Consider the following 19127-nt stretch of genomic DNA (forward strand, 5'->3'; position numbering starts at 1 on the left):
CATCCACAGCCAGGGCGTGACGATTTTGCTGGTCGAGCAAAACGCCAGCCGGGCCTTGCAGATCGCCAGCCGCGGCTATGTGATGGAGTCGGGTGAGGTGACGATGACGGGTGAGGGCCGAGCCTTGCTGAGCGACCCCAAGGTGCGGGCGGCTTATTTGGGCGAGTGAGCCGCAGGGCCGGGCAAAAAAGAAAGGGCGCCTTGGCGCCCTTTTGTTTGATCGCGAAAAATCGCGATGGATCAGGCCGGCTTGACCAGCTTGGAGCGGGCCCAGTCATCGGCCACACGGCCGGGTGTGGTGCCGGCAGACTTGACACGCTCCAGCAACTCGGCCACGCGCTCACCGATACGGCTCACCTCGGCCATCACGGCGTTTTCTTCGCCTTCGTTGCGGTACTCACGCGCCACGCTGATGATGCCGCCGGCATTGACCAAGTAGTCCGGCAGATAGCAAATGCCGCGTTGCTGCAGAGCGTCGCCGTCCTCGACGGTGGCCAACTGGTTGTTGGCGGCGCCGGCGATCAGCTGAGCGCGGATGCCAGGAATGCTCTGAGCGTTCAAGGAGGCACCCAGTGCGCAAGGTGCCAGCACGTCCACTTCGGCACTCAGGATGGCATCGATGCCCACGGCTTGCGCGCCGAGTTGCTCTTGTGCGCGAGCCACCTTGGCGGCATCCACATCGGCCACCACCAGCTTGGCACCGGCCTTGTGCAGGAACTCTGCCAAGTGCCAGCCCACCGCGCCCAGGCCTTGCAGTGCCACGCGTACGCCAGCCAGAGACTCGCGCTTCAGTTGCAGGCGAACACCGGCTTCAATCGAGACAAACACGCCCCAGGCGGTTTTCGGGCTGGGGTCGCCACCAAAGGCGCCGGCGCGAGGAATGCCGCTGACGAATTGGGTTTGGGTCTGCATGCCCAACATATCGGCCGTGGTGGTGCCCACGTCTTCGGCGGTGATGTAGGCGCCGTTCAGTGATTGCACCGCGCGGCCGAATGCAGCGAACAAAGCCGCCCGATCTTGGATGGCGGCGGGCTTGATGATCACGGCTTTGCCGCCGCCGAAAGGCAGATCGGCCAAGGCGTTCTTGAGACTCATGCCTTGCGACAGACGCAGCGCATCGTTCAGCGCGGCCAACTCATTGTCATAGGTCCAGAGGCGGCAGCCGCCGAAGGCCGGGCCGCGGGCGGTGCTGTGCACGGCCAAGATGCCCTTCAGGCCGGTTTGCTCGTCTGCCACCAGAAGCACACGCTCATGCGGGGCTTGGCCTGGAAGACCGAACAAGGAGGAGGGCAGGGATGATGCAGGGGCGGCCGCAATGGCGCGAGCGAGATCGGAAGTCGCATTCATATGTGGATGGCACTCGTGATGCTGAAGATAGGGGCTTGAAACCCGTGAATTTGGCCGCTTTTGGCAGCCAAGTCTGCAAGTGTAAAGGCCGCCGAGCCGCGTGTCCCCGTCGGGCTGTGGCTCGGCCGTATCAAAGTGCCTGAAAACCGTCTCGGCGCAAGGTCACAACCAGGGTGTCGCGGTGGCCGTGTTCGTCGGCGGGCTGAATGGGCGTGGTCTCGTGGATCACGCGCTCATCGTCCAGCAAGAGCAGGGTCCAGGGCTGGCTGAGCGTGAAGCGTTGGCCGTTCGGCCCCTCGGCTTCGAACACGCGGGACTCACCGCCCTTGATGTTGTGTCGACCTAACAAGAATACGGCGACCAGATCGACACCATCGCGATGGGCACCCTCCGGTGTTGGGCGGCCGATGCCGTCGGTGGTGTCGATGCGGAACTGGTGCGCTTCAATGAACCAGCTGTGCTCGCCCTTCAGGCGTGAGGCGATTCCAGCCAAACCCAGCAGCAGCTTGGTCCAAGCAGGCTGGGTCACGGCGGCCTCGTCCATCGGTTCAAACCACCGTTCAATGCCGCCATGCAGGGCGTTGTAATCGATAGGCTGCCAGTGGGCTCTGTGGGCCACCTGGGTCAAGGTGGCACCTGTGGCAACAAAGCAGCTGTGACGACGAAAGCGATAGCGGCCGCCATCGCGAAGGTAAGCGTCGGGCGGCAATTCGTTCCAGAACGGCAGCAAGGGCGCCAGCTCGGCTGCGCTGCAGTTCAGAGCAGCAGGCAGACTGTCCGGGGCAAGCACGGTATGGCCAGATTCGCGGAGTCGAGCTTCAAACCGCTCGGGGGAGTCATAGGGAGGCGTGAAGATCAAGACCGGTCCTTCGGCAATGAAGGGGGATGAGAGAAAGGCTCAAGCGAGGTGCTTGTCGGCTTCTGAAGTGAAACTGTCGGCGAAGAACTCTTCGGCTGGCAATCCGCAACTTGCAACGAAGTCTTTCTTCGCCGAGTCCACCATGATGGGAGCGCCACATGCGTAGACTTGGTGGGCGGAAAGATCCGCTTGGTCACTCATCACCGCCTGATGCACAAAGCCTGTGCGACCGAGCCACTGATCCTCTGGCTTGGGTTCGGAGAGCACTGGCACGTAGCGGAGCCAGCTCGACTGAGCTGCCGCTTGCTCGGCCCATTCATGCAAATAGAGATCCGCCTTGCTGCGGCAGCCCCAGTAAAGCGTCGTCGGGCGGGCCAAGCCAAGATGCTGCATGCGTTCGATGATGGCTTTGATGGGCGCAAAACCGGTGCCGCTGGCCAGCAAAATGATGGGCTTGTCGCTGTCCTCGCGAAGGAAGAAGCTGCCAAAGGGGCCTTCCATGCGCAAGATGTCTTTCTCCTTCATGGCCCCGAACACATGCTCGGTGAACTTGCCGCCTGGCATATGGCGGATGTGCAGTTCGACGGCAGCGGGCGTGCCCAGGTTGTGCGGCGCATTGGCCATGCTGTAGCTGCGGCGAGCGCCGTCGCGCTGGATGAACTCCACATACTGGCCGGCGTGGAATTGGAAGTTCTGCGTCGCCGGCAGTTGCAGGCGAAGTACCGCCACATCCGCGCTGGGCTTTTCAATGCTGATGACGCGGCTGGGCAACTTCAAGACCGGGAACTCCCCGGCACCCGGTACGGTTCGGGCCTCAAGCGTGCAATCGGTCTGCGGGGTGGCGCAGCAGGTCAACACGAAACCAGCGGCTTCTTCCTCGGGGGTTAAGGTCTTGGCTTGATGCGCGCCATGAATGACTCGACCCTCCAGCAACTTGCTCTTGCAAGAACCGCAGGCGCCATCTTTGCATCCATAAGGCAATCCGATGCCGCCGCGAATGGCGGCACTGAGCAAGGTTTCATCGCGTTCGACGGCGAAAACACGGCCGCTGGGCTGGACGGTGATTTGGAAGTTCATGGACAGAAGGGCTGGAAGCGAAAAGCGTGACGCTGAATAAGCACTGCGGCCCGGGAATGCCGGGTCGTACACTGTTGCCCCATTTTGCCTGAGCTTGTCGCATGCTTTTGAAATCCTCTGCGCGGACCCGTTTGCATGAGCCATTGCCAGGGCCTCGAGCCAGGGTCAAGCCACGTTTATTGATTGTGGGTTGTGGCGATGTGGGCATGCGAGTCTTGAGCCTGTTGTCGGGCCGTTGGCAGGTGATGGCGCTCACCTCCAGTTTGCATCGCATGCCTGAGTTGCGAGCGGCTGGGGCGATTCCGATGCTGGCGAATCTTGATCATGCGCGGACCTTGTCGCGCTTGAGTGGCTGGGCTGACGCGGTTTTGCATCTGGCTCCTCCCAAAGCGGAAGGGCAGACGGACTCCCGAACTCGCCACTTGCTGCAGACCTTGGCCCGAGCCAAGCTGCCCCGTCGAATCGTTTATGCCAGCACAACCGGGGTTTATGGCGACTGTCAGGGGGCGCGCTTTGATGAGACCAGGCCGGTCGCACCGACTTCCGAGCGCGCTCGGCGCCGTGTGGATGCGGAGTCTCAGTTGAGGCGCTTTGCAGTGGCTCATGCGGTCGGCGTGACGATTCTTCGTGTGCCTGGTATTTACGCGTCGAACCGGGTAGGCGGGCATCCGCGTGAGCGCCTAGCGAGGTCGGCTCCGGTGTTGAATCGTGCCGATGATGTTTTCACCAACCACATCCATGCGGCTGACCTGGCGCGGGCCTGTCTGCTGGCCCTGCACCGAGGTCCAGCATCGCGCGTGATTCATGTCTGTGATGACAGTGAACTGTTGATGGGTGACTACTTCGACTTGGCGGCCGACTTGTGTGGACTCGCTCGACCACCGCGGATCAATCGACAAGAGGCCCAGGCCCTGATGACGCCGATGCAACTTAGCTTTATGAGCGAGTCACGCCGGCTGATCAATCAGCGCTTGAAGCACGAGTTGCGACTCCGACTTCTCTATCCTCGGCCTGAAACGGGCCTGTTGGCTTGAGCGATCGAAGCGATCGATTTCAGCGGCGCCGCGCAGTGCGCCAGTATCGAATCAAAAGGTAGGCGCCAAGCATGCCGCCCAGGTGGGCGAAATGGGCCACACCGCTGTGGGTGTTCAAACCGAGTAGCAATTCCAAGGTACCGAAGATGGCCACGAAATACTTGGCCTTCATTGGGATTGGGGGAAACAAGGGCACGATGATTCGGTCAGGAAACAGCATGCCGAATGAGAGCAGCAGGCCGAACAAGGCGCCGGACGCCCCCACGGTTGGCGCCGAGGACCCGGACAAATAGGTGACGATCAGTTGCACAGCAGCAGCGCTGAGTGTGCTGGCGATCAGGATATGGGTGTAACGCTTTGCGCCCCAGACCCGCTCCAACTCGGAGCCAAACATCCACAAGCCCAGCATATTGAAGAACAGATGGAATTCTCCACCGTGCAAAAAAGCGTAGGTGATGGGTTGCCAGGGCAGAAAGTTGCCCGTTTGCAGTGGCCATAACTCGAACCATGGGCGCAAGCCAGGCACCAAGTAAAACAGGCAATACAGGCCCACGCAGGCCAGCATGAAAGCTTTGGTAACCGATGGAATCGGGGGCATGTCTAAAGGTGCTTTCTAGAGGCGGCCCGGGCGCGCGGAACAATGCGACCCCTGGACAAAAAGCCGAGTGTAAACGCAGGGCCGGCGACATGATCTAAGGCAAGATCTGAGCGGTGCCTCCAACTCGCGCTCATGTGCATTGCTTGGCAATAATGCTTCTTGTGCTGGGCGCGTTGCTGGTGCAGCGGTCGCAAGACTGCTTGCCAACCCGCGGTGCGCGTGCTGTCGCGAGTGCTGCAGGCGAAAAAAAACCACCTCATGGGTGGTTTGTTTCTCGCAATCAACAAGCTTTGCTGCTTGTCACTTGCTCTTCAACTTTGATACACCTGCCACCAAGACCGAAGTCATGGTGCCCGAGGCCGGACTCGAACCGGCACACCTTGCGGCGGGGGATTTTGAGTCCCCTGCGTCTACCAATTCCGCCACCCGGGCTGGGTGCTTGGAGGTATCTCGCTGCTGAAGCCCACTATTATGCCATGATTTTTTTGGGTTTGGAAACAAATTTTGATTTTGAAGCCACAATGTTCTCCATGAGCACAAACAAGATCATCGGCATGAAGCACTACCCTAGCTTGGAAGACGTGATTGGCAATACGCCTTTGGTGCGCCTGCAGCGTTTGTTGGGGCCAGAGATTCGCGAGCGAGGCAATACTGTCTTGGCCAAGTTGGAGGGCAATAACCCGGCTGGTTCGGTCAAGGATCGACCCGCAATCAGCATGATTCGGCGGGCAGAAGAGCGTGGTGACATCAAGCCAGGTGACACCTTGATTGAGGCCACATCGGGCAACACAGGCATAGCCTTGGCGATGGCCGCAGCAATTCGCGGTTATCGCATGGTGCTGATCATGCCGGAGGACTTGTCCATCGAGCGGGCGCAAACGATGAAGGCCTTTGGCGCTGAGTTGATCTTGACGCCACGATCGGGTGGCATGGAGTACGCCCGCGATCTGGCTGAGCAGATGCAGCGTGAAGGAAAAGGCCTTGTGTTGGATCAGTTTGCCAACGCAGACAACCCGCGCATTCATTACGAGACCACCGGGCCCGAGTTGTGGCGCGACACCGGTGGGCAAATCAGTCACTTCGTCAGTGCCATGGGTACCACGGGCACCATCACCGGCACGTCGCAGTTTTTGAAGGAAAAGAACCCCGCGGTTCGGATCATCGGCGCTCAGCCGTCCGAAGGCTCCCGCATCCCTGGCATTCGGAAATGGCCCGAAGCCTATTTGCCGAAAATCTACCGTCCTGAAGCTGTTGACGAGTTGATCTTGGTCGGCCAAGCCGATGCTGAGGAGATGGCGCGTCGGATGGCCCGTGAAGAGGGGATCTTTGCAGGAATTTCGGCCGCCGGTGCATGCTGGGTGGCGCTGCAGTTGGCGTGTACGCTCGAGAATGCCACCATTGTTTTCGTCGTCTGTGATCGGGGTGACCGCTATCTCTCCACAGGCGTTTTCCCCGCATGACGGCTTTGAAAAGGGCGGGCTGATGCCGTGCGGGCGCCTCTAGAATGAAGCAATCTAAAGGAAACAGATGATGGATGTTCACAAAGAACTCGACACGCGCGGACTCAATTGCCCTTTGCCGATTTTGAAAGCCAAGAAGGCGTTGGCGGAGATGGAAAGTGGCCAACTCTTGAAGGTCGTCGCCACTGATCCTGGCTCCACGCGAGACTTTCAGGCCTTTGCACGGCAGACCGGCAATGAGTTGGTGGAGCAAAGCAGTCAGGCCGATGAATTCATCCACGTCTTGAAGCGACGCTGAGTCTCGTCGCTAGGTTCATGAAAAAAAAGCCACGACAACGTGGCTTTTTTTGTTCCGAACAACAAGCTCAGATGTCGATCGAGCGCAGATAGTCTCTAAAGCCTGCGCCCAGTTGCGGGTGGGCCAAAGCAAGCTCCACATTGGCCTCAAGGAAGCCTTCCTTGCTACCGCAGTCGTAGCGCTTACCTTCGTAGCGATAGGCGAACACCTTTTCGCGGCGCAGCAGTCCGGCGATGCCATCCGTCAACTGAATCTCTCCACCCACGCCGCGTGGTTGATTGGCGATTTCATGGAAGACGCCAGGCGTCAGAATGTATCGACCGGCAACGGCCAAGCGCGAGGGCGCATCTTCAGGGGCTGGTTTTTCGACGATACGGCTGACGTCCAACATGCGGTCATTGACCGTTGTGCCGGCCACAATGCCATAACGCCGGGTTTGTTCGGCGGGCACTTCTTGCACGGCAAGAATCGACGCCCGCCATTCGGCGAACTGTTCCACCATTTGCTTGAGCACCGGAGGCTGGCCGACCATCAAGTCATCCGCCAGCAACACGGCAAAAGGCTCGTTACCAATCAAACGCTTACCGCACAGCACCGCGTGACCGAGTCCCAGCGCTTGGGCTTGGCGGACGTAAATGCACTCCATATCGTTGGGCTTGACGCTGCGGACCACCTCCAGCAGTTCTTGCTTACCCGCCTGTTCGAGGGCTACCTCCAATTCGAAAGTCATGTCAAAGTGATCTTCGATGGGGCGCTTGTGGCGGCCGGTGACGAAGATCATTTCTCTGACCCCGGCGGCGTAGGCCTCTTCAACCGCGTACTGGATCAAGGGCTTGTCCACCACCGGCATCATTTCTTTTGGCTGAGCCTTGGTGGCGGGCAAGAACCGTGTACCCAGGCCAGCGACCGGGAAAATCGCTTTGGTGATCGCTCCAGCACTTTTTGTCATAACCGTACACTCTCCTGTAGAAGGCGCGCATTGTTGCATGCGATGTTTGCGCGCTAGCTCTGATTACACCATCGCAAAATGACATGAGTCTGCTGATTCTTGAACCGCTTGAGACCGATGTCATGCAATGGCTGTCGGAACGCAATACCGTGCGTTTCGCGCCGGATTTGGTTGGGGAAACGGCGCAGCTGCATCAGGCCTTGCACCAAACCCGCGCCTTGATTGTTCCTCCCAGTGTGGCGGTGGATGCCGCGTTGCTGCGCGCTGCGCCGCGCTTGCGCGTTGTCGGTCGCATGAGCGCGGGCGGCGAGAACATCGATCTGGAAGCTTGCCGTGTGGCGCGGGTTGAGGTGGTGCGCAGCTTGACCGCCACGGCCAGTGCCGAGGCTGAGTTTGCGATCGGCGCTTTGCTGTCGCTACTGCGCCGTGTGCCGGTCTTGGCCAATGATGGCTTGATGGTCGGCCGCGAGTTGGGTTGCTCTACCGTGGGTTTGATCGGCATGACACCGGCCTCGCGCATGCTGGCGCAGCTTTTGCCGGCCTTTGGCACTCGTGTGGTGGGTTACGACCCGAGCTTGCATCAGAGTGATCCACTCTGGGCCCAATGGGGCATTGAGCCTCTGCCCTTGCGTGAATTGATGGAGCAGAGTGACGGTGTTTGTGTACAACTGGCCTTCTTCCCGCGATATCGGGGCCTGATCGGTGAGCGCGTGCTGAGTTTTGCTAAGCAGGATCAGGTCTTGGTCAGCATTGCCCATTCGGCTGTGTTTGACGCACCGGCTCTGGCCGAGGCCTTGAACAGCGGCCGTATCTTGGCCGCTTGGTTCGACAGCATGGAACCCGGCTTGCAGGAGCCGGGTTGCGTGCTGCATGGCGTGGCTTCGCTGCAACTGACCCCGCGTTTGGCCAGTACGACGCGCGAGTCTCGTACGCGCGCCGCTTGGGGCGTCGCGCGGCGCATTGATGAAATGCTGGCGGCGCCGCCGGAGCCGGCGGCGGATTTTCGGATCAGCGGGCCAGGCGAGCTGCCTGATCCCGTAGCCGAGCGGCGGTGGCGCTGAAGTCGCTCAGGCGCTGACGCTCCTGTTCCACCACGGCGGCTGGCGCGCGGGCCACAAAGCCTTCGTTGCCCAGCTTGGCTTCGATCTTGGCGACTTCGCCCTCCAGACGGGCGATTTCCTTGTTCAGGCGCGCGGTTTCGGCCGCTACGTCAATCTCCACATGCAGCGCCAATCGGGCGTCTCCGTGCACCAGCACCGGTGAAGTGGCGCTGGCTGCGTTGAAGGCGGCCTCGTCTGCAATGATCTGCACCTCACTCAGCTTGGCCAGCGTCTTCAGCAGCGCGGCGGCCTCGGCGATGAAGCCGGTATCGCCGCCGACCAAGAGCGGCACGCGGGTCGAGGGCGAGAGATTCATTTCGCTGCGCAGGCTGCGGCAGGTGCCGACCACGGCCTTCAGGCTGTCCACCCAAGCGATGGCCTTCTCGTCGATGCGCTCGGGCTGGGCGATCGGGTAGCTGGCGTTGACCAGATAGTCGGTCGACTTGCGGCCGGCGATCGGCGCCACGGTCTGCCACAGCTCTTCGGTGATGAAGGGGGCGATCGGGTGCAGCAGACGCAGGATGGTCTCCAGCACGCGGATCAGCGTGCGGCGGGTCGCGCGTTGCTGAGCTTCGTTGCCGTTCTGGATTTGCACCTTGGCAATTTCTAGATACCAGTCGCAGTACTCGTCCCAGACGAAGGAGTAGATGGCCGTGGCCACATGGTCGAGGCGGTATTCGGCAAAACCTTGGGCGATGGTCAGCTCGGCTTTTTGCAGCGCGCTGCTGATCCAGCGATCTGCCAGGCTGAAGTCCAGATAGCCATGGGCCGCGCCGCCGGGCGCGCATTGCTCCTTGCTGTGCTCCATCAGGCCGCAGTCTTGGCCCTCGGTGTTCATCAGCACAAAGCGGGTGGCGTTCCAAAGCTTGTTGCAGAAATTGCGATAGCCCTCGCAGCGCTTGCTGTCGAAGTTGATGCTGCGGCCCAGCGAGGCCAGCGATGCAAAGGTGAAGCGCAGGGCATCGGCCCCGAAGCCAGGGATGCCTTCCGGGAACTCCTTCTCGGTCGCCTTGCGTACCTTGGGCGCCGTCTCGGGGCGACGCAGGCCGGTGGTGCGCTTGTCCAGCAGGGGGCCGAGCTCGATGCCGTCGATCAGATCGACCGGGTCCAGCACATTGCCTTCGCTCTTGCTCATCTTCTGGCCTTGCGAATCGCGCACCAAGCCGTGGATGTAGACATGCTTGAAGGGCACTTTGCCGGTGAAGTGCTTGGTCATCATGATCATCCGGGCGACCCAGAAGAAGATGATGTCGTAACCAGTCACCAGCACGGAGCTGGGCAGGAACAGGTCTTGCTCTTTGGTCTGTTCGGGCCAGCCCAGGGTGGAGAAGGGCACCAAGGCTGAGGAATACCAGGTGTCCAGCACGTCTTCATCGCGCGTCAGCTCGCCGGTGTAGCCAGCCGCAGTGGCTTTGGCTCGTGCTTCTTCTTCGTTGTGCGCAACAAAGAGCTCGCCGCCCGAGCCATACCAGGCCGGGATTTGATGGCCCCACCAAAGCTGGCGCGAGATGCACCAGTCATTGATATTGCCCATCCAGTGGTTGTAGGTGTTGACCCACTGCTCGGGGAAGAACTTCACATCACCCGAGGCCACCGCTTCGACCGCTCCGGCGGCGATGCTCTTGCCTTGCTTGCCGGGCTTGTTCATGGCGACAAACCATTGGTCGGTCAGCATGGGCTCGATCACCTGACCGGTGCGCTCGCAGCGCGGCACCATCAGCTTGTGCTTTTTGACCTCCACCAAGAAGCCTTGCGCTTCCAGGTCGGCAACGACCTTTTTGCGCGCCACAAAGCGGTCCAAGCCGCGGTAGGCCTCGGGCGCTTCGTCGTTGATCTTTGCATCCAGCGTCAGCACGCAAATCAATGGCAGACCATGGCGCTGGCCGACGGCGTAGTCATTGGTGTCATGCGCGGGCGTGACCTTGACGACGCCGGTACCAAAGGCGCGGTCCACATAATCGTCAGCAATCACCGGAATCGTGCGGCCGCACAAGGGCAGGGTGACTTGCTTGCCGATCAGGGCGGCATAACGCTCATCTTCCGGGTGCACCATCACGGCGACGTCGCCCAACATGGTCTCGGGACGGGTGGTGGCCACGGTGATGTCGCCGCTGCCATCGGCCAGCGGATAACGGATATGCCAGAGGAAGCCGTCTTCCTCTTCGCTGGCCACTTCCAGGTCCGACACTGCCGACTTCAGCACCGGGTCCCAGTTCACCAGGCGTTTGCCGCGGTAGATCAGGCCTTCGTCGAACAATTGAACAAAGGTATCGGTCACCACGCGCGAGAGCTTCTCGTCCATGGTGAAGTACTCATGCTCCCAGGACACGCTGTCGCCCATGCGGCGCATCTGGCGGGTGATGGTGTCGCCGGACTCTTGCTTCCACTCCCAGATGCGGGCGACGAAGTTCTTGCGGCCCAGGTCGTGGCGGGTCTTCTGGCCTTCCACGCCCTTGTCAGCCAACTGCCGCTCCACCACGATCTGGGTGGCAATGCCGGCGTGGTCGGTGCCCGGAATCCACAAGGTGTTGTGGCCCAGCATGCGGTGGTAGCGCGTCAACGAGTCCATGATGGTCTGGTTGAAGGCGTGGCCCATGTGCAGGGTGCCGGTCACATTCGGCGGTGGCAACTGAATGCAGAAGGACTCGCGGCTGGCGTCCAGCGTGGGTTTGTACAGACCCTTGCTTTCCCACAAAGGGCCCCAGTGGGCTTCAAGGGCGGCGGGCTCAAACGATTTGGCGAGTTCTGTCATATCGGGCTGTTTGCTCGGCCATGTGCCAAGCAGCGGAGTTCATGGGGGAATGGGCCTGGATTGTAGGCGGCCGTTGGTGGCCCACCCGCTCTCGCGCGCAGATCATGCGGCGGGTTGATCACAAGGCTTGACTGCGGGTGCCATGGCGCCAACTTGGCGCAGGCTTCGTTCTCAATCAGTTGTCGGGAAGCAAGGCCGCCATCAGGTGGCCAGCCCAGGAACTGCGCGGCTCGAAGCGGGCCTCGCAGGGCACCATGGAGTTACGTCCCGCGGGATCCAGGATGCACAGCCCAATGGCCAGGGCATGACGTTCGCTTTCCACGCGAATGAGGGCGAAAGCGGCCGCCAGCAAGGCGAGCGCCAAAGCCGCGATGGTCAGAGTTTTCAGCATGAGGATCCCCTCCTATGGTTCTGCTTGCACCAATAGGGCAGCGTCAGTCGAGGCGGGAGTCTAGAAGCTGAAGTTGTGCGGCTGACGCACCGACGGACATCCGTCCGTCGGCATTCGGCAAAAGTTCGCGCTTGGCGCGAATTGCAATATGAGCAGAGGGCCACCGGCATTTCGGCTGGGCCGAAACGCCGTAGCCTTGCAAGCCAATTACATGAATAGATGTTCCCCGGCGTTCTCCCCACCGAGCACCACATAGTTCACTTTGCGCAGATCGGCCAGGGTCTTGCCACCGGAGTAGGACACCGAACTCTGCAAGTCTTCTTGCATCTCGCGCAAGGTGTCGGCCAAGCGGCCTTTCACCGGCTCCAAGATGCGCTTGCCTTCCACATGCTTGTACTCGCCCTTGTTGAAATCGCTGGCCGAGCCGTAGTACTCCTTGAAGAGCTTACCGTCGACTTCCACGGTGTTGCCGGGCGATTCTTCATGGCCGGCGAACAGCGAGCCAATCATCACCATGGCCGCGCCAAAACGCATGCTCTTGGCGATGTCGCCATGGTGGCGAATGCCGCCATCGGCCACGATGGGCTTGGTGGCCACGCGCGCGCACCACTTCAGCGCCGAGAGCTGCCAGCCGCCGGTGCCAAAACCAGTCTTCAAGCGGGTGATGCAGACCTTGCCAGGGCCAATGCCGACCTTGGTGGCGTCTGCCCCCCAGTTCTCCAGGTCGATCACGCCTTCGGGCGTGCCCACATTGCCGGCAATCACGAAAGCATCTGGCAGATGCTTTTTGATGTGGGCAATCATGCGTTGTACGCTGTCGGCATGGCCGTGGGCGATGTCGATGGTGATGTAGTCCGCCCCCACGCCTTCAGCAGCCAGTCGTTCGATGACCGCGTAATCGGCTTTTTGCACGCCTGAGCTGATCGAAACGAACAAGCCTTTGTCGCGCATGCTCTTGGCATAAGCCACCGCGTCGAGGTCGAAGCGGTGCATCACGTAGAAGTAGCCATTCGCGGCCAAGTATTCGGTGATGCGCTCGTCCACCACCGTTTTCATATTCGCCGGCACGGCCGGGAGCTTGAAACGACGGGGTCCGAACTGGACCGAGGTATCGCATTCGCTGCGGCTCTCCACACGGCACTTCCGTGGCAGCAGCAGGATGTTGTCGTAGTCAAAAATTTCCATGAGTCTTCGTCAGTTCGCAAAATCGAGGTGCGTTGATGCAGTGCACGCCCAAGGCTGCGAGCGCTTGACTTGGAAACCCGGTGATCTGTGAACCGCTGAAGCCATCCAGCCAGGGATGGGGCGGCACAAACAAAAAACCGGGCGCCAAAATTTGGGCCCGGTGGTTGATTCTACGCGAACGTCGTCGAATGCCAGCATATTTGTCAGACGATCGGCTGGATACACTTGCCAGCATGAATGAGCCGCCGAACGGCTCCAAGGAATCTTGCATGTACTCAGTCGTCATCAGCGGCACCGGCCTGTATCAGCCACCGCACGTTATCAGCAACGCCGAATTGGTCGAGGCTTTCAATGCTTACGCCGATTTGCAAAATGCGAAGAATGCCGAAGCGATCGCCGCCGGCACGCAAGTCGCGTTGACCCATTCCAGCGTGGAGTTCATCGAAAAGGCCTCCGGCATCAAACAGCGTTATGTGATCGAGAAGAGCGGTGTGCTGGACCCGACGCGCATGTACCCGCGCTTCACCGAGCGGCCCGATGACGAGTTGTCCTTGATGGCCGAGATTGGCGTCGATGCCTGTAAAAAGGCATTGGCCGCAGCGGGCAGACAGGCCAGCGATGTGGATGCGATTTTTTGCGCCAGCGCCAATATGCAGCGTGCTTATCCGGCCATGGCGGTCGAGATTCAAGCCGCGCTGGGCGCCGGTGGCTATGGCTTTGACATGAATGTGGCTTGTTCTTCGGCCACTTTTGCGCTGGAGCAAGCCTTCAACGCCGTGCGCTCGGGTGCCAGCAAATGTGTGCTGGTCGTCAACCCCGAAATCACCTCGGCGCACCTGGAGTGGCGCGACCGGGATTGCCACTTCATCTTTGGTGATGTCTGCACTGCCATCGTGGTGGAGCGTGCCGACCTGGCGGTTTCTGGCGATCAGTGGGAGATCTTGGGCACCCATCTGGCCACCCAGTTCTCCAACAATATTCGCAACAACTTTGGTTTCTTGAACCGGGCCGAGGACAGCGATCCGCTGGCGCGTGACAAGACCTTCCGGCAAGAGGGCCGCAAGGTCTTCAAGGAAGTGGTGCCGATTGCCGCTGCGCATATCGAAGGGCATTTGGCCAAGCTGGAGCATCAACCTGCCGAGGTGCGCCGTTTCTGGTTGCACCAGGCCAATCTGGGCATGAATCAGTTGGTGATCAAGAAGCTGGTCGGTGACGCCGCCGCGGCCGGTTCGGACATCGCGCCCTTGATTTTGGATACCTTCGCCAACACCGCTTCGGCCGGCTCCATCATTGCCTTTCACGAGCACCGCGCGGACTTGAAGCCGGGCGATCTCGGCGTAATCTGCTCGTTCGGCGCTGGCTACTCGGTGGGCAGCGTGATCGTGCGCAAGTGCTGAGTGAGCAAAGTTTGATTCCGCGCAGGGCGCCAGGCCGCTACGGCTTGGCGCTCTGCGGTGGGCTCAAAGCTGTGCCGGGAAGTCTGAGGCGCGCTTTTTCATGCGGGCCTTGACGGCATACATGGCTTGGTCTGCTTGCCCCACGCAGGCGGTCAGTGTTTGCTCTGCCGAGTGGCGAACCGCATAGCCCATTGCGGCGCTCGCACATGCTTCCTCACGGCCTTGAGACAGGGTTCGGGGAGTGTTCAGACAGCGCTGGCGCAGGGCCTCGATGTCTTGTTCGATCTGAGATTCGTTCCGCTGCGGGACCAGAAACACGAATTCGTCGCCGCCAATGCGAAAGCTGGAGGCTTGGGGCCACTGGCTGCGGGCGCAGTCCGCAAATAGCTGAATCAGCGCATCCCCGGCCGCGTGCCCCAAGCTGTCATTGACACGCTTGAGGTTGTTCATGTCGGCGACCACCACGGCAAGAGGCAAGGGCTGCGCTTGTGCTTCGTCCAGGATGAGGTTGAAGGCATTGCGGTTTTGGAAGCCCGTCAAGCCATCGGTGTACAAAAGGTGTTCACGCTCGCGCAGGAACTGCGTCTTGGCTTTTTGCAAGGCCAGCTTGCGAACGATGTAGACGGTCAATCCTAAAAACAAGCTCAGGGCCACCAGCAGGGCCGCCACCATTTGGGTGAGCTGTCGATTGGCCTCGTTGTCCAAACTGGGGACGGACTGCATGCCCAGGTACTTCATCTCTTCAAACTGAATCAAGGGAATGACCTTGTCCATGATGGCCGCCAGTTCGGGTTGGCGGCGGCTGACTCCAAAATAGATGAAGGAGTCTTTGGAGGTGTTGCCGCGCTTGACCAGCTCGGTGTAGCCCAGGCCATTGATATAGAACTCGGCCACCGTGGGGTTTTCAATCAGGTAGTCCACTTGACCATCGCGCACCAGCTTCAAGGATTCGATGATGGTGGCCGTCTTGGTGATCTGGGCGTTCTTCAGGTTTTTGAGCAAGTACTCTTCATGCCAAAAGCCATCGATGACCGCCACTCGCTTGCCGTCCAGACCATAGACATCCTGTACCGGTGCGCTGCGCTTGAGGCCGATGATGATGTCGCGCTCGGTGCTGATGGCATTTGGAAACAAGAAATAGGGCAGGCGGTCTTCGGTTTTGGCGAGATTCAGTACATCCACACCGCCATGCTTGGCTTTCTCAAGCAACTGAGCAAAGCTGCCACTTTCGACCTTGAAGCGGATCCCGATGATGTCGCCGATGCGTTGCAGCGTGGCGCCGGCGATGCCGCGGTACTCGCCCGCGTGGGCGTAGTCAAAGGGCAAGTAGTCCTCTGCCACGCCGACCACCGCTTCGCCCTGACGTTCCAGCCAGTCGAGTTCAGCATCGCTCAGCCTTAGCACCTTACGGCTGTAGTTGCGTGCCGCTTGCTTGGCCAGTAGCTCAATCGCCGGTTGGCGTTGATCTAGATAGCGGTTGATGATCTGCGCCAGCATGGGCTGATCCTTGAGCACCGCAAAGGTCATGTCGGAGGTGATGGCCTTGAGGTCGGCGACGATGCTCAGGCTTGGGTACTGGTGCAGGAACTCATGCTCGATACCGCCTCCAGCGGTCACGAAGCCGTCGACTTTGCCCTGTGTCAGCGCGCGCAATCCAGCGGCCTGGTCATCAAAGCTGGCTTGCTTGAAGCGGATGTTGGGGAACTCTTTGGGCAGTTGCTCGATGACAAAGTCATTGGCCAAGAAACCGATGGTGCGTCCATCCAAGTCGCCCAAGGTCTGGACGGATGCATCACGGCGCGCAAACACGGCGTAGGGGTAACGTTGCGCGGCGCGGGTGAAGCGCATGATTTGCTCGCGCTCTGGGGTCACGTTAGCACCGTAAAGAACGTCAATCTTCCCCTGCAAAAACTGGGTGTAGGCGTCGTCCCAGTTCTTCACTTCGGCCGGCCTCAACTGCAAGCCCAGCTGTAGCTTCATGTCTTCAAGCAAGGAGGGCAGCAGCCCGAGAGGCTTACCCCTGAGCATGAAGCTGTCCATGCCGGAGAAAGGGTCAAACCCGACGGTCAAGACTTGGCCGCGATGCTCCGAAATCCAGGCCTCTTCCTCGGCACTGAGTTGGATGGCGTTGGCCGCCCAGGCCGAAGAGCCAAGCGCCAAGCAGACCCACAAGCCGGCAAGAATGGGGCGCAACAAGGCGAACAAAAAGCGGTAGACGAGCAAGGCGGAGTCCCAGGATTGCATGGCATGACAGGGAACTGATGCTAGCGGACTGCAGCGCTGTTGCACTCAGAAGAAATCAGGATCTCAGCGCAAAGGGCTGGTGGTCATTGGGCTGGGGCTGTTCGTTGCTGCAGCGGAGGCCGCGATGAGGGGGGCAATCGCAGCAGGGCTGGGCTGAGCGGCGTCGAGTCCCAGGCTCTTGATGCCGGCTTCGCCCGCAAACTCCTCAAAGCTCCAATCGCTGCCGCTGTGAATCAAGCCTTCAACCGGAGCGATTTCGCGTACCGGCTGATGCTTCAGCGCCACGCTCATGAAATCGATCCACACCGGCAGTGCCAAGCCGCCGCCGGTTTCCCGGTCACCTAAAGGACGTGGTTGGTCATGGCCCACCCAGACGACGGCCACCAGTCCGGGTTGGAAACCGGCGAACCAGGCGTCAACCGCATCATTGGTGGTGCCGGTCTTGCCGTAGAGATCGGGACGCTTCAGCGTGGCTTGAGCGCGAGCGGCGGTGCCGCTGCGGGTTACTTCCTGCAATAGGCTGCTGGTCAGAAAAGCGTTACGGGCGGAAATGGCGCGATTGTCTTCCGTCGGAGCGGCCTCTGTAGCCTCGAACAAAACGCCGCCTTTGCTATCAACAATGCGCGAGATGACCATCGGCGGTAGCCTGTGACCGCCATTGGCGAAGACAGCGTAGGCGCTGGCCATCTGAAGCGGGGTGACGCTGCCGGAGCCCAGGGCCAGGGTCAGGTTGTCGGGCTGCTTGTCGATGTCAAGGCCAAACTGTGCTGCCCAAGCGCGTGTCTTGGCGGGCCCCACCAAGTCCATCAATCGAATGGTGACCATATTCTTGGAGCGCGCCAGCGCTTGACGCACGGTCATTGGCCCCTCAAAAGTGCCGTCGTAGTTTTTCGGCTCCCAATCGCCGCGAACAAAGGGGGCGTCATTGACCAGCGTTTGCGGCGTCACGCCTTGCTCCAGGGCCGCTGAATAGACCAGGGGTTTGAAGCTCGAGCCAGGCTGGCGCCAGGCCTGCGTCACGCGATTCAACTGGCTCTTGCTGAAGTCGAAGCCGCCCACCAAGGCATGGACCCGCCCGGTGCTGGGTTCCAAAGCCACCACTGCGCCTTCGGCCTCCGGCATTTGAAGCAAGGACCACGCACCCTTGGGTTCCGATTTGCTCGGCGGTCCCCGCATGACCCGCACGATGGAGCCGCGCCGTATGCGCAGCTTCTCTTGGGCCTTTTCAGACAGCAGCGCCTGGACTTGGCGCAGACTCTCGGCGCTGAGGGTCAGGTCTTCGCCACTTTGTAGGCTGGCCAGCACCTGGCCTTTGCTCACTTCTGTGACGACGGCGGCCCGTACCTCGTCCAGGTCGGGGTGATCGGCCAAAGCTTGGGTAATGGCTGCGTCTTGCTCTGCCGCACCCTTGGGCAGGGCCACAAAACCCTCGGGGCCGCGGTAGGGCTTGCGCCGCTCCAGATCCAAAAGGCTGCGCCGCAAGGCTTTGTAGGCGGCCGCTTGCTCCGCTGCGATCAAGGTGGTGTAGACCTTCAGACCCCGGGTGTAGGCCTCGTCGCCAAACTGCGCGTGCACCACTTGGCGGGCCATTTCGGCGGCATATTCGGCATGCAAGCGGGTGTCCTGGGCACTTCGGATGTGCAGGGTTTGGGCACGGGCCTCATCGAGTTGGGCCTGTGTGATCAGTTCCAACTCGCGCATCCGATTGAGCACGACCACCTGGCGCCGCTTGGCCCGGTCGAGGTTGACCACCGGGTTGGCGTAGGCCGGGTTGGGCGGTAGGCCGGCCAACAAGGCAGTCTCCGCCAAGTTCAGTTGCCTGAGCGTCTTGCCAAAATAGATGTCAGCGGCGGCTTCGAATCCGTAAGCACGTTGGCCGAGGTAGATCTGGTTCATATAGATCTCCAGAATCTGCTGCTTGCTCAGCTGGCTTTCCATCTTCAACGCCAGCAAGACCTCGACGAACTTGCGGGTGTAGACCTTTTTCTTGGTCAGATAGACCGTGCGTGCCAACTGCTGGGTAATCGTGGAGCCGCCTTGGCTGCGGGGACGAAACAAATTCGCCAGCACCGCACGGGCCACGCCTTGCAGATAGATCCCAGGGTGCTCATAAAACTTGTGGTCTTCAATCGCCAGCAGCGCTTCTTGCATCTGCAGCGGTATCTGAGCCAGCGGCAAGTAGCGGCGTCGTTCCGCGCCGTACTCTCCGATCAAGACCTCATCGGCGGTGTAAACCCGCAAAGGCTGCTTGGGCTGATAGTCAGTCAGCTCGGCAATATCAGGCAAGGTAGGGTAGACCAAAACAGCCGCCACGCCCAGCAGCAGTGCAATCCCCGCCAGCGCCGCAGCGCTGATCATCAGCAGTTTTTTCTTCAAGTGCGGTCACGCGCTCAGGCGCGGGCTCTAGGGTTGATGGAGGGCCGTGGCTCGAGGTCG

The 19127-nt window shown here is 60.5% G+C and carries 15 protein-coding genes, 1 tRNA gene and 1 pseudogene; 6 read left to right on the plus strand and 11 right to left on the minus strand.

Annotated elements, in window-relative coordinates; all coding sequences use genetic code 11:
* Window positions 1-169: pseudogene (locus ACOVRJ_RS18380) on the plus strand (ABC transporter ATP-binding protein); the annotation flags it as partial.
* Window positions 170-240: 71 nt separating this feature from the next.
* Here the strand turns inward: ACOVRJ_RS18380 and ACOVRJ_RS18385 are convergent.
* The 3 genes from ACOVRJ_RS18385 to ACOVRJ_RS18395 form a co-directional block, all read right to left on the minus strand.
* Complete coding sequence (locus ACOVRJ_RS18385; protein WP_422045278.1) at window positions 241-1347, minus strand: Leu/Phe/Val dehydrogenase; 1107 nt, start codon at window positions 1345-1347, stop codon at window positions 241-243.
* A 130-nt stretch (window positions 1348-1477) separates the two neighbouring features.
* Complete coding sequence (locus ACOVRJ_RS18390) at window positions 1478-2206, minus strand: 2OG-Fe dioxygenase family protein (RefSeq protein WP_422045279.1); 729 nt, start codon at window positions 2204-2206, stop codon at window positions 1478-1480.
* A 39-nt stretch (window positions 2207-2245) separates the two neighbouring features.
* The gene (locus tag ACOVRJ_RS18395; RefSeq protein ID WP_422045280.1) at window positions 2246-3283 is read right to left on the minus strand and encodes a CDP-6-deoxy-delta-3,4-glucoseen reductase; all 1038 of its coding nucleotides are present in this window, start codon (window positions 3281-3283) and stop codon (window positions 2246-2248) included.
* Window positions 3284-3489: 206 nt separating this feature from the next.
* Between ACOVRJ_RS18395 and ACOVRJ_RS18400 the strand changes: the two genes are divergently transcribed.
* Window positions 3490-4317, plus strand: coding sequence for an NAD-dependent epimerase/dehydratase family protein (locus ACOVRJ_RS18400; RefSeq protein ID WP_422045281.1), 828 nt, complete (start codon window positions 3490-3492; stop codon window positions 4315-4317).
* A 19-nt stretch (window positions 4318-4336) separates the two neighbouring features.
* Here ACOVRJ_RS18400 and ACOVRJ_RS18405 read toward each other — a convergent pair whose 3' ends face one another.
* Together ACOVRJ_RS18405 and ACOVRJ_RS18410 are read right to left on the minus strand one after the other, a co-directional pair.
* The gene (locus ACOVRJ_RS18405; RefSeq protein WP_422045282.1) at window positions 4337-4915 is read right to left on the minus strand and encodes a rhomboid family intramembrane serine protease; all 579 of its coding nucleotides are present in this window, start codon (window positions 4913-4915) and stop codon (window positions 4337-4339) included.
* Between the two features lie 347 nt (window positions 4916-5262).
* Window positions 5263-5347, minus strand: a tRNA-Leu gene (locus tag ACOVRJ_RS18410).
* A 122-nt stretch (window positions 5348-5469) separates the two neighbouring features.
* Between ACOVRJ_RS18410 and cysM the strand changes: the two genes are divergently transcribed.
* Window positions 5470-6375, plus strand: coding sequence for a cysteine synthase CysM (gene cysM / locus ACOVRJ_RS18415; RefSeq protein ID WP_422045309.1), 906 nt, complete (start codon window positions 5470-5472; stop codon window positions 6373-6375).
* A 70-nt stretch (window positions 6376-6445) separates the two neighbouring features.
* Entirely contained in the window at window positions 6446-6673 is a 228-nt protein-coding gene (locus ACOVRJ_RS18420; RefSeq protein WP_422045283.1) for a sulfurtransferase TusA family protein, read from the plus strand.
* Between the two features lie 67 nt (window positions 6674-6740).
* On the opposite strand, the gene galU is transcribed toward ACOVRJ_RS18420, so the two are convergent.
* Window positions 6741-7622, minus strand: a complete 882-nt coding sequence (gene galU / locus ACOVRJ_RS18425; protein WP_422045284.1) for a UTP--glucose-1-phosphate uridylyltransferase GalU — start codon at window positions 7620-7622, stop codon at window positions 6741-6743.
* Window positions 7623-7705: 83 nt separating this feature from the next.
* On the opposite strand from galU, the gene ACOVRJ_RS18430 reads away from it, so the two are divergent.
* A complete protein-coding gene (locus tag ACOVRJ_RS18430) occupies window positions 7706-8683 on the plus strand; it encodes an NAD(P)-dependent oxidoreductase (protein WP_422045285.1) in 978 nt (325 codons plus the stop codon).
* On the opposite strand, the gene ACOVRJ_RS18435 is transcribed toward ACOVRJ_RS18430, so the two are convergent.
* From ACOVRJ_RS18435 to ACOVRJ_RS18445, 3 genes are all read right to left on the minus strand, one after another.
* Window positions 8631-11474 (minus strand): valine--tRNA ligase, encoded by a 2844-nt coding sequence (locus tag ACOVRJ_RS18435; protein WP_422045286.1) that lies wholly within the window; start codon window positions 11472-11474, stop codon window positions 8631-8633. The genes ACOVRJ_RS18430 and ACOVRJ_RS18435 overlap by 53 nt on opposite strands.
* A gap of 175 nt (window positions 11475-11649) precedes the next feature.
* Window positions 11650-11865, minus strand: a complete 216-nt coding sequence (locus tag ACOVRJ_RS18440) for a hypothetical protein (RefSeq protein ID WP_422045287.1) — start codon at window positions 11863-11865, stop codon at window positions 11650-11652.
* 207 nt (window positions 11866-12072) lie between these two features.
* Entirely contained in the window at window positions 12073-13050 is a 978-nt protein-coding gene (locus tag ACOVRJ_RS18445) for a GMP reductase (RefSeq protein WP_339594103.1), read from the minus strand.
* Window positions 13051-13319: 269 nt separating this feature from the next.
* Between ACOVRJ_RS18445 and ACOVRJ_RS18450 the strand changes: the two genes are divergently transcribed.
* Complete coding sequence (locus ACOVRJ_RS18450; protein ID WP_422045288.1) at window positions 13320-14447, plus strand: beta-ketoacyl-ACP synthase III; 1128 nt, start codon at window positions 13320-13322, stop codon at window positions 14445-14447.
* A 63-nt stretch (window positions 14448-14510) separates the two neighbouring features.
* Here the strand turns inward: ACOVRJ_RS18450 and ACOVRJ_RS18455 are convergent, their stop codons facing one another.
* Both ACOVRJ_RS18455 and ACOVRJ_RS18460 read right to left on the minus strand, forming a co-directional pair.
* Window positions 14511-16691 carry a diguanylate cyclase domain-containing protein gene (locus ACOVRJ_RS18455; RefSeq protein WP_422045289.1) on the minus strand — a complete coding sequence of 727 codons (2181 nt, stop codon included), beginning with the start codon at window positions 16689-16691 and terminating at the stop codon, window positions 14511-14513.
* 63 nt (window positions 16692-16754) lie between these two features.
* On the minus strand, window positions 16755-19067 hold the full coding sequence (locus ACOVRJ_RS18460) for a penicillin-binding protein 1A (RefSeq protein ID WP_422045290.1): 2313 nt from the start codon (window positions 19065-19067) through the stop codon (window positions 16755-16757).
* Window positions 19068-19127 lie beyond the last annotated feature (60 nt).

The sequence above is a fragment of the Roseateles sp. genome (assembly GCF_049240545.1).
Classification (GTDB): domain Bacteria; phylum Pseudomonadota; class Gammaproteobacteria; order Burkholderiales; family Burkholderiaceae_C; genus Paucibacter_A.

Bases quoted from the DNA above. Each gene is read 5' to 3' on its own strand.
- ACOVRJ_RS18400 (WP_422045281.1), top strand. From the start codon at position 3,490: ATGCGAGTCTTGAGCCTGTTGTCGGGCCGTTGGCAGGTGATGGCGCTC.
- ACOVRJ_RS18455 (WP_422045289.1), bottom strand. From the start codon at position 16,691: ATGCAATCCTGGGACTCCGCCTTGCTCGTCTACCGCTTTTTGTTCGCC.
- ACOVRJ_RS18435 (WP_422045286.1), bottom strand. From the start codon at position 11,474: ATGACAGAACTCGCCAAATCGTTTGAGCCCGCCGCCCTTGAAGCCCAC.
- cysM (WP_422045309.1), top strand. From the start codon at position 5,470: ATGAAGCACTACCCTAGCTTGGAAGACGTGATTGGCAATACGCCTTTG.
- ACOVRJ_RS18395 (WP_422045280.1), bottom strand. From the start codon at position 3,283: ATGAACTTCCAAATCACCGTCCAGCCCAGCGGCCGTGTTTTCGCCGTC.
- ACOVRJ_RS18405 (WP_422045282.1), bottom strand. From the start codon at position 4,915: ATGCCCCCGATTCCATCGGTTACCAAAGCTTTCATGCTGGCCTGCGTG.
- ACOVRJ_RS18420 (WP_422045283.1), top strand. From the start codon at position 6,446: ATGGATGTTCACAAAGAACTCGACACGCGCGGACTCAATTGCCCTTTG.
- ACOVRJ_RS18445 (WP_339594103.1), bottom strand. From the start codon at position 13,050: ATGGAAATTTTTGACTACGACAACATCCTGCTGCTGCCACGGAAGTGC.
- galU (WP_422045284.1), bottom strand. From the start codon at position 7,622: ATGACAAAAAGTGCTGGAGCGATCACCAAAGCGATTTTCCCGGTCGCT.
- ACOVRJ_RS18440 (WP_422045287.1), bottom strand. From the start codon at position 11,865: ATGCTGAAAACTCTGACCATCGCGGCTTTGGCGCTCGCCTTGCTGGCG.
- ACOVRJ_RS18450 (WP_422045288.1), top strand. From the start codon at position 13,320: ATGTACTCAGTCGTCATCAGCGGCACCGGCCTGTATCAGCCACCGCAC.
- ACOVRJ_RS18385 (WP_422045278.1), bottom strand. From the start codon at position 1,347: ATGAATGCGACTTCCGATCTCGCTCGCGCCATTGCGGCCGCCCCTGCA.
- ACOVRJ_RS18430 (WP_422045285.1), top strand. From the start codon at position 7,706: ATGAGTCTGCTGATTCTTGAACCGCTTGAGACCGATGTCATGCAATGG.